This is a genomic window from Streptomyces glaucescens (assembly GCF_002154375.1).
Taxonomy (GTDB): domain Bacteria; phylum Actinomycetota; class Actinomycetes; order Streptomycetales; family Streptomycetaceae; genus Streptomyces; species Streptomyces glaucescens.
Map to the genome: position 1 here is coordinate 1 of NZ_MUND01000726.1, position 9,236 is coordinate 9,236.

8 protein-coding genes and 2 pseudogenes are annotated in these 9,236 nt (G+C 71.0%); 8 read left to right on the top strand and 2 right to left on the bottom strand.

The window, feature by feature from the left end; all coding sequences use genetic code 11:
* A pseudogene (locus CCN42_RS45990) lies at positions 1-89 on the bottom strand (NADH-quinone oxidoreductase subunit A); the annotation flags it as partial.
* Between the two features lie 258 nt (positions 90-347).
* Between CCN42_RS45990 and CCN42_RS36025 the strand changes: the two are divergent.
* From CCN42_RS36025 to CCN42_RS36040, 4 genes are all read left to right on the top strand, one after another.
* The gene (locus CCN42_RS36025; RefSeq protein WP_086741551.1) at positions 348-1,553 is read left to right on the top strand and encodes a sensor histidine kinase; all 1,206 of its coding nucleotides are present in this window, start codon (positions 348-350) and stop codon (positions 1,551-1,553) included.
* A 158-nt stretch (positions 1,554-1,711) separates the two neighbouring features.
* Positions 1,712-2,383: a response regulator transcription factor gene (locus CCN42_RS36030; protein ID WP_086172859.1), complete on the top strand. Its 672-nt coding sequence runs from the start codon at positions 1,712-1,714 to the stop codon at positions 2,381-2,383.
* Between the two features lie 191 nt (positions 2,384-2,574).
* A complete protein-coding gene (locus CCN42_RS36035; protein WP_086741552.1) occupies positions 2,575-4,503 on the top strand; it encodes a 2-oxoacid:acceptor oxidoreductase subunit alpha in 1,929 nt (642 codons plus the stop codon).
* Positions 4,496-5,545 carry a 2-oxoacid:ferredoxin oxidoreductase subunit beta gene (locus CCN42_RS36040; protein ID WP_086741553.1) on the top strand — a complete coding sequence of 350 codons (1,050 nt, stop codon included), beginning with the start codon at positions 4,496-4,498 and terminating at the stop codon, positions 5,543-5,545. The genes CCN42_RS36035 and CCN42_RS36040 overlap by 8 nt, the downstream gene beginning before the upstream one ends.
* A 123-nt stretch (positions 5,546-5,668) precedes the next feature.
* On the opposite strand, the gene CCN42_RS36045 is transcribed toward CCN42_RS36040, so the two are convergent.
* On the bottom strand, positions 5,669-6,040 hold the full coding sequence (locus CCN42_RS36045; protein WP_086741554.1) for a winged helix-turn-helix transcriptional regulator: 372 nt from the start codon (positions 6,038-6,040) through the stop codon (positions 5,669-5,671).
* Positions 6,041-6,131: 91 nt separating this feature from the next.
* On the opposite strand from CCN42_RS36045, the gene CCN42_RS36050 reads away from it, so the two are divergent.
* From CCN42_RS36050 to CCN42_RS36065, 4 genes and pseudogenes are all read left to right on the top strand, one after another.
* Positions 6,132-6,986, top strand: a complete 855-nt coding sequence (locus tag CCN42_RS36050; RefSeq protein ID WP_086741555.1) for an SDR family oxidoreductase — start codon at positions 6,132-6,134, stop codon at positions 6,984-6,986.
* A 117-nt stretch (positions 6,987-7,103) separates the two neighbouring features.
* Positions 7,104-8,156 (top strand): EamA family transporter RarD, encoded by a 1,053-nt coding sequence (gene rarD / locus CCN42_RS36055; protein ID WP_086741556.1) that lies wholly within the window; start codon positions 7,104-7,106, stop codon positions 8,154-8,156.
* 96 nt (positions 8,157-8,252) lie between these two features.
* Entirely contained in the window at positions 8,253-8,756 is a 504-nt protein-coding gene (locus tag CCN42_RS36060) for a winged helix-turn-helix transcriptional regulator (RefSeq protein ID WP_086741557.1), read from the top strand.
* 8 nt (positions 8,757-8,764) lie between these two features.
* Positions 8,765-9,235, top strand: a pseudogene (locus tag CCN42_RS36065) (VOC family protein); the annotation flags it as partial.
* Between the last annotated feature and the right edge of the window lies 1 nt (position 9,236).

The following is a 9,236-nucleotide window of genomic DNA, read 5'->3' on the forward strand; positions in this document are numbered from 1 at the left end:
CCGACGGCGGCGAGCAGCCCGACGACGGAATAGGACTGGAAGTAGTCCGCCGCGACGACCACAGCCGGTTCGACGGTCGGTTCCCGCACGTCCGTCCCCTCGCTCCCTGAAACTCGACGTGACCTCGACGTTCTTCGAACAACTTAGAACAGAATCGCTGAACCTTCCGCGTCCTGTTCGAACCGCGTTCGAACCCGAGTGATCTGTACGCAGGCGAGTCTAGGGCCTGTTAAAGAGGCGGTAAGCAGCCCGTCACACGTTGAGATGCGGGGGTGGGGTTTTCCCCCGCCCGGGCTCGGCGGCGCACCTCATGGCGCGGCGGCACGCGGCCAGGCACGCTGACCCGTATGACCGAACACTTCCCGCCCGCCGGCCCGGTGCAGGCGGCGTCACCCGGCGACGGCGACGACCACCGCCCGCCACCGCCGCGTCTCGCCTACGACGTTCACACCTGGAAGGAGATAGCGCATCTCCTGGCCAATCTGCCGATGTCCCTGCTGGGCTTCGTCTACGTGGTCACGGCGCTGTCCACCAGCGCCTTCCTGACCGTCACGGTGATCGGGTTCCCGCTCCTCGCGGCCGGCCTGCTGGGCGCGCGGCAGCTCGGCAAGCTGGAGCGGGCACGGGCCCGGGCGCTGCTGGGGGTGCGGATCGACGAGCCGAGCCCGGTGCCGCGGCGCGCGCGCCGGAGCGGCGACGAGGGCTTCTTCCCGCACCTGTGGATGACGCTGAAGGACCCGGTCAGCTGGCGGACCGTCCTCTACGAGGTCATCCGGCTGCCCTGGGGAGTCCTCACCTTCACGATCGCGCTGACCTCGCTGTTCGTGGCGTGGCCGGTGCTGCCGTTCATCGCGCGGGGCCTCACCAACGCCGACCGGGCGATGGTGCGCGGGCTGCTGTCGCCCTCCGACGAACTGGAGCGGCGTATCGCCGAACTGGAGTCCGACCGGGGGGTCGTGGTGGACACGGCCGCGGCCGATCTGCGGCGCATCGAACGCGATCTGCACGACGGCGCCCAGGCCCGGCTGGTCGCCCTGGCCATGGACCTGGGCCTGGCCAAGGAGAAGCTGGCGCGGGATCCGCAGGCGGCGGCGCGGATGGTGGACGAGGCGCACGGTGAGGTGAAGACGGCGCTCCAGGAGCTGCGGGACCTGGCGCGCGGCATCCACCCGGCGGTCCTCACCGACCGCGGCCTGGACGCGGCGCTCTCCGCGGTCGCCTCGCGCTGCGCGGTGCCGGTGCGGGTGGAGGTCGACCTGGCGTCGCGGCCGGCGCCGGCCATCGAGGGCATCGCCTACTTCACCGTCTCCGAGCTGCTGCAGAACGTCAGCAAGCACAGCGGGGCGCGGTCGGCCTCCGTGGACGTGTGGCGGTCGGAGAACCGGCTGATGCTCCAGGTCGTGGACGACGGGGTGGGCGGTGCCGACGCGCGTGCCGGGTCGGGGCTGGCGGGCCTCGCGGAGCGCCTCGACGCGGTGGACGGCATCCTGGTCGTGGACTCCCCGGCCGGCGGCCCCACCCGGATCACGGCCGAACTGCCCTGGCGCGGATAGCGGACGTCTGGCACCGCCGGCGGACGCCTGGCGCGAACGGCGGACGGACCGGCCTGCCGCAAGACCTGCCTAAACCTGTCAGCTCCGCCACCGTCCGCCCCGATTGCTGGGATGCTGGTCCCGTACAGATCGCGGCGGGTCGGCTGGGGGCCAAGGGCGTGGAGGACAGGGTGCGGGTGGTCATCGCCGAGGATTCGGTGTTGCTCAGGGAGGGGCTCACCCGGTTGCTGACCGACCGTGGGCACGAGGTCGTGGCCGGGGTCGCGGACGCGGAAGCGCTGATCAAGACCATGGCCGAGCTGGCCGCCGAGGACGCGTTGCCCGATGTGGTCGTCGCCGATGTGCGGATGCCGCCGACCCACACCGACGAGGGCGTGCGCGCGGCCGTGCAGCTGCGCAAGGCGCATCCGGGGCTCGGTGTGCTGGTGCTGTCGCAGTACGTGGAGGAGCGCTACGCCACCGAGCTGCTGGCCGGATCCAGCCGGGGGGTCGGGTATCTGCTGAAGGACCGGGTAGCCGAGGTCCGTGAGTTCGTGGACGCGGTGGTGCGGGTGGCCCGGGGCGGTACGGCGCTGGACCCGGAGGTCGTCGCCCAGCTGCTCGGCCGCAGCCGTAAGCAGGACGTGCTCGCGGGGCTCACGCCGAGGGAGCGCGAGGTGCTGGGACTGATGGCGGAGGGGCGGACGAACTCGGCCATCGCGCGGCAGCTCGTGGTGAGCGACGGTGCGGTGGAGAAGCACGTCAGCAACATCTTCCTGAAGCTCGGCCTGTCCCCGAGCGAGGGCGACCACCGGCGGGTCCTCGCCGTTTTGACGTATCTGAATTCCTAATTCTCACGCCTGGTGGGGGGCGGTGGCGGTCAGGTGCCAGGCAGGCGTCCGGACGGGTCGTACGGCTGTACGCGCCGGTGGTCTTCGTGCGCATTACCGAAGGCGCGAACCCTTGGCGGTCGTAGGGTTGATCCTGGGAACGCCTGCGGAAGGCCGCTCCCCGACAGCCGCCTCGAGGGAGGTCCAGTTCAGTGACGAGCCAGGTCAGTAGCCCAGCGGAGCAGGCCGACGGAGCCGTGGTCGGAGAGCAGCGCAAACCGGCGGGGACGAAGGACGTCCGCCGGCTCGACCGAGTGATCATCAGGTTCGCGGGGGACTCGGGTGACGGCATGCAGCTCACCGGTGACCGCTTCACCTCCGAGACCGCGTCCTTCGGCAACGACCTGTCGACGCTGCCGAACTTCCCGGCCGAGATCCGGGCGCCCGCCGGCACCCTTCCCGGTGTCTCCTCCTTCCAGCTGCACTTCGCCGACCACGACATCCTGACCCCGGGCGACGCGCCGAACGTGCTGGTCGCGATGAACCCGGCGGCCCTGAAGGCCAACGTGGGCGATCTGCCGCGCGGCGCGGAGATCATCGTCAACACGGACGAGTTCACCAAACGGGCGATGCAGAAGGTGGGGTACGCAACCAGCCCGCTGGAGGACGGCTCGCTGGACGGCTACAGCCTGCACCCCGTGCCGCTGACCACACTCACCGTGGAGGCCCTGAAGGACTTCGACCTCACCCGAAAGGAGGCAGAGCGCAGCAAGAACATGTTCGCGCTCGGGCTCCTGTCGTGGATGTACCACCGGCCGACCGAGGGCACCGAGCGGTTCCTGCGGAGCAAGTTCGCGAAGAAACCGGACATCGCCGAGGCCAACATCGCCGCCTTCCGCGCGGGCTGGAACTTCGGCGAGACCACCGAGGACTTCGCGGTCTCCTACGAGGTGGCACCGGCCGCACAGGCCTTCCCGGTGGGCACCTACCGCAACATCTCCGGGAACCTGGCCCTGTCGTACGGCCTGATCGCCGCCTCCCGGCAGGCGGATCTGCCGCTGTTCCTCGGCTCGTACCCGATCACCCCGGCCTCCGACATCCTGCACGAGCTGAGCAAGCACAAGAACTTCGGGGTGCGCACCTTCCAGGCCGAGGACGAGATCGCCGGGATCGGCGCCGCGCTGGGCGCCGCCTTCGGCGGCTCACTGGCGGTGACCACGACGAGCGGCCCCGGTGTGGCGCTGAAGTCGGAGACGATCGGGCTCGCCGTCTCGCTGGAGCTGCCGCTGCTGGTCGTGGACATCCAGCGCGGCGGCCCGTCCACCGGTCTGCCCACCAAGACCGAGCAGGCCGATCTGCTCCAGGCGATGTACGGCCGCAACGGCGAGGCGCCGGTCCCGGTGGTCGCGCCGCGCACCCCGGCGGACTGCTTCGACGCCGCCCTGGAGGCCGCGCGGATCGCGCTGACCTACCGCACCCCGGTCTTCCTGCTCTCCGACGGCTATCTGGCCAACGGTTCCGAGCCGTGGCGGATCCCGGAGCCGGACGAGCTGCCGGACCTCCAGGTGCAGTTCGCCCAGGGACCCAACCACACCCTGGAGGACGGCAGCGAGGCTTTCTGGCCGTACAAGCGCGACCCGCGGACCCTGGCCCGGCCGTGGGCGGTGCCCGGCACCCCGGGTCTGGAGCACCGGATCGGCGGCATCGAGAAGCAGGACGGCACGGGCAACATCTCCTACGACCCGGCCAACCACGACTTCATGGTCCGCATCCGGCAGGCCAAGGTCGACGGGATCGACGTCCCGGACCTGGCGGTCGACGACCAGGACGGAGCCCGCACCCTCGTCCTCGGCTGGGGGTCGACGTACGGTCCGATCACCGCCGCGGTGCGCCGGATCCGCAAGGAGGGCGGCCGGATCGCGCAGGCCCATCTGCGCCACCTCAACCCGTTCCCGCGCAACCTCGGCGCCGTGCTGAAGGCGTACGACAAGGTCGTCGTCCCCGAGATGAACCTCGGCCAGCTCGCCACCCTCATCCGGGCGAAGTACCTGGTCGACGCGCGCCCGTACAACCAGGTCAACGGTATGCCGTTCAAGGCCGAACAGCTGGCCCACGCCCTGAAGGAGGCCATCGATGACTGAGGCACTGCAGCTGGTCCCCAAGGCCGAGGCCAAGCAATCCATGAAGGACTTCAAGTCCGACCAGGAAGTGCGCTGGTGCCCCGGGTGCGGTGACTACGCGATCCTCGCCGCCGTGCAGGGCTTCATGCCCGAGCTGGGCCTGGCGCGCGAGAACATCGTCTTCGTCTCCGGCATCGGCTGCTCCTCCCGCTTCCCGTACTACATGAACACCTACGGGATGCACTCCATCCACGGCCGGGCCCCGGCAATCGCCACGGGCCTCGCCGCGAGCAGGCGCGACCTGAGCGTGTGGGTGGTCACCGGTGACGGCGACGCGCTGTCCATCGGCGGCAACCACCTCATCCACGCCCTGCGGCGCAACGTCAACCTCAAGATCCTGCTGTTCAACAACCGGATCTACGGCCTCACGAAGGGCCAGTACAGTCCGACCTCCGAGGTCGGCAAGATCACCAAGTCGACGCCGATGGGCTCGCTGGACGCGCCGTTCAACCCGGTGTCGCTGGCGCTGGGCGCGGAGGCCTCCTTCGTGGCCCGTACGGTCGACTCCGACCGCAAGCACCTCACCGAGGTGCTGCGCCAGGCCGCCGCCCACCAGGGCACCGCCCTGATCGAGATCTACCAGAACTGCAACATCTTCAACGACGGCGCCTTCGACGTCCTGAAGGACAAGCAGCAGGCGCAGGAGGCGGTGATCCGCCTGGAGCACGGGCAGCCGGTCCGCTTCGGCGGCGAGCTGTCCAAGGGGGTCGTACGGGACCCGGCCACCGGCGATCTGAAGGTGGTCACGGTGACCCCGGAGAACGAGGCGGACGTGCTCGTCCACGACGCGCACGCCGCTTCCCCGACCACGGCGTTCGCGCTGTCCCGGCTGGCCGACCCCGACACCCTGCGCAACACCCCGATCGGTGTCTTCCGCGCGGTGGAGCGTCCGGTCTACGACACGCTGATGTCCGACCAGCTGGACGCGGCCGTCGAGCGGAAGGGCAAGGGTGATCTGGCCGCACTGCTGGCCGGCGGGGACACCTGGACGGTCGTCGGCTGAGCCGCGTACGCGTACGTCGGCCTGAGGCCCGGGCTCCGGCCCGGGCCTCGTCGTATGCCCGGGGCCGGACGCGGGGCTCGCCGGAGGTCAGTGTCGGGGCGGGCCTCGTCGTGCGCCCTGGGGTCAGGCGCGGGCCTCGTCGTAGGCGCGGCGGGCCCGTTCCACCTCGGCCATCCGCCGCTCGGTCCATCCCGCCAGTGCCTGGACCTGCTCGGCGGCCTCACGGCCCAGCGCGGTGAGGGAGTAGTCGACGCGCGGCGGGATGACCGGCTTGGCGTCGCGGTGGACCAGGCCGTCGCGCTCCAGGGTCTGCAGGGTCTGGGCGAGCATCTTCTCGCTGACCCGGCCGATCGCCCGGCGCAGCTCGCTGAACCGGTGCGGGCGTTCCAGGAGCCGGATCAGCACCAGGACGCCCCAGCGACTGGTGACGTGCTCCAGCACCAGCCGGTAGGGGCACATCGCCTCGCCGTCGATCCGCCAGTCACTTACTGCCATACCAGTACCTTACTTCAAGGTGGGTACTTTCGGATAGTTAGCGCTCCCCTTAGGGTCAGTGCCACAAGCAACCCACGAGGAGTTCCGCATCATGAGCATCGTCGTCACCGGAGCCACCGGAAAGCTCGGCCGCCACGTCGTCGAGCAGCTGCTGGAGAAGGTCCCCGCCGAAGAGATCACCGCGGTCGTGCGGGACGGGGCCAGGGCCGCCGACCTCGCGGCACGCGGCGTACGGCTGGCGGTCGCGGACTACAACGCGCCCGAGACCTTCGACGGCCTCCTCTCCGCCGGCGACAAGGTGCTGCTGATCTCCGGCAACGAGTTCGACAAGGGCCGCCCCGCCCAGCACAAGGTCGTCATCGACGCCGCCAGTGCGGCCGGTGTCGCCCTGCTCGCCTACACCAGCGCCCCCGGAAGCCTGGGCGCCGCGCTCGCCGACGACCACCGCGCCACCGAGGAGATCCTGCTGGCCTCCGGCGTGCCCTACACGCTGCTGCGCAACGGCTGGTACTTCGAGAACTACACCGAGAACCTCGCCCCGGTGCTGGCCCACGAGGCCGTCGTCCAGGCCGCGGGCGCCGGCCGTGTCTCCGCCGCCTCCCGCGCCGACTACGCCGCCGCCGCGGTCGCGGTGCTGACCGGCGAGGGCCACGAGAACCAGACGTACGAACTGGGCGGCGACACGTCGTTCGGCTTCGCGGAGTACGCCGCCGAGCTGAGCCGGCAGACCGGCAAGGAGATCGTCTACAACGCCGTCTCGGCGGAGGAGTACACCGCCATCCTGACCGGCGCCGGGCTGCCCGAACCGCTCGCCGCCGTCTTCGCCGGGGTGGACGTCTCCATCGAGAAGGGCGAGCTGGAGATCACCACCGGCGACCTCTCCCGCCTGACCGGCCGCCCGACCACCCCGCTCGCCGAGGCCGTCGCGGCGGCACTCGCGGGCTAAACCTACGACCTGCGAATCTGTCATGACCGTATGGCGATACGGACATGACAGGCGAGGGGGCCGGGCGCTACCTTCGTGCAGTCGAGGCGGATGCGGCGGACGCACCAAGGAGGAACCGTGGCCGAGAAGTCCAGGGCAGAGCAGCGCATAGGCCTGCTGAACGGCTTCGCGGCGTACGGCATGTGGGGGCTGTTCCCCCTCTACTTCCCCCTCCTCAAGCCCGCCGGGGCGTCCGAGGTCCTCGCCCACCGGATGGTGTGGTCCCTCGTCGTCGTCGCCGCCGTACTGCTCGTGCTGCGACGCTGGCGGTGGGCCGGTGAACTGCTGAAGCAGCCCCGCCGGCTCGCGCTCATCGCGGGCGCCGCGGCCGTCATCGCCGTCAACTGGGGCGTCTACATCTGGGCCGTGAACAACGACCGGGTCGTCGAGGCGTCCCTCGGCTACTTCATCAACCCGCTCGTCACCATCGCCCTGGGCGTGCTGCTGCTGAAGGAACGGCTGCGGCCCGTGCAGTGGGCGGCGGTCGGCATCGGCCTCGTGGCGGTCCTCGTCCTGGCCATCGGCTACGGCCGCCCGCCGTGGATCTCCCTCGTCCTCGCCTTCTCCTTCGGCACGTACGGCCTGATCAAGAAGAAGGTCAACCTCGGCGGCCTGGAGTCGCTGGCCGCCGAGACCGCGATCCAGTTCCTGCCCGCCGCCGGCTACCTGCTGTGGCTGGCCTCGCAGGGCGACTCCACCTTCACCAGCGAGGGCCCGGGACACGCGGCACTGCTCGCCGCGACCGGCATCGTCACCGCGCTGCCGCTGGTCTGCTTCGGCGCGGCGGCGATCCGCGTCCCGCTGTCCACCATCGGCCTCCTCCAGTACCTGGCCCCGGTGTTCCAGTTCCTGATCGGCGTCCTCTACTTCGCGGAGGCCATGCCGCCCGAGCGCTGGGCCGGCTTCGCCCTGGTCTGGCTGGCGCTCTCCCTGCTCACCTGGAACGCCCTGCGCACCGCCCGCCGCACGGCCCGCTCCCTCCGGGCCACCGCCGAGGCCCGCAGCTCCGCCGCCGCCACCGCCGCTGACGTCGAGGCCGACGTCGCTGCCGCCGCCGATGTCGATGTCGATGTCGATGTCGCACGGAACGCCGAGACCGTGCCGGCGGCACCCGTCGACACCAAGCCGTAGCCGACGGGCGACGGTCACGGGGCGGGTGGCCGGTTCCGGGAGTGAGGGTCGGTTCCCTCTTGTAACCGGCCCCGGGCTGATGCAGTATCGGCCGACATGGAAGCAGCCGCGTCTTCGCCCCCGAGTCACTGCGCCATCGCCGGTCACGACGACCACGACGACCCCTTCCAGTGGGACACCCGGGAGGGCTGCGAAGTCCGGCAGATCCTCGACCGGATCGCCGACAAATGGTCACTGCTCGTCATCGCCCTGCTGGAGAACCGGCGGCTGCGCTTCACCGAACTGCGGCGGGAGATCGACGGGGTGAGCCAGCGCATGCTGACCGTCACCCTGCGCCAGCTGGAGCGCGACGGCCTGGTCCGGCGCACCGTCCACCCGGTGGTGCCGCCCTGCGTCGAGTACGAACTCACCCCGCTCGGCGGCACCCTGCACGCCACCATCCGCTCCCTGGTGAGCTGGACGGAGGCGCACCAGCAGGAGATCGCCGCCGCCCGCGCCGCCTACGACGCCCGCGCGGCAGCGGCGGTGGACGCCTGCCCACCGGAACGGCCCTGCTCGGGTGCGGTGGTCACGGGCCGTTGTCAGTGCCCCCGCCTATAACTGATGGCATGACAGAGGAATCGGCGTCCGCGCCCGTCCCCGTGCACTGGAAGCTCGTCATCGACGCCCACGACCCGCATGGCCAGGCCGACTTCTGGGCCGCCGCGCTCGGCTACCTGGCCGAGGACAACAGCGCGCTGGTCCGGCGCCTGCTGGACGCCGGCGCGCTGCCCGCCGCGGCCACCGTGGACTTCCACGGCCGCCCCGCCTTCCGCGATCTGATCGCCGTACGCCACCCCGGCGATCCGTACGACGCGGACACCGGCACCGGCCTCGGCCGGCGGCTGCTGTTCCAGCGCGTGCCCGAGCCGAAGACCGTCAAGAACCGGCTCCACCTGGACCTGCACCCGGGCGAGGGCCGCCGCGACGCCGAGGTGGAGCGGCTGAGAACGCTGGGCGCGAGCGTGCTGCGGGAGGTGGCGGAGCAGGGCGGCTCGTGGGTGGTGATGGCGGACCCGGAGGGCAACGAGTTCTGCGTGC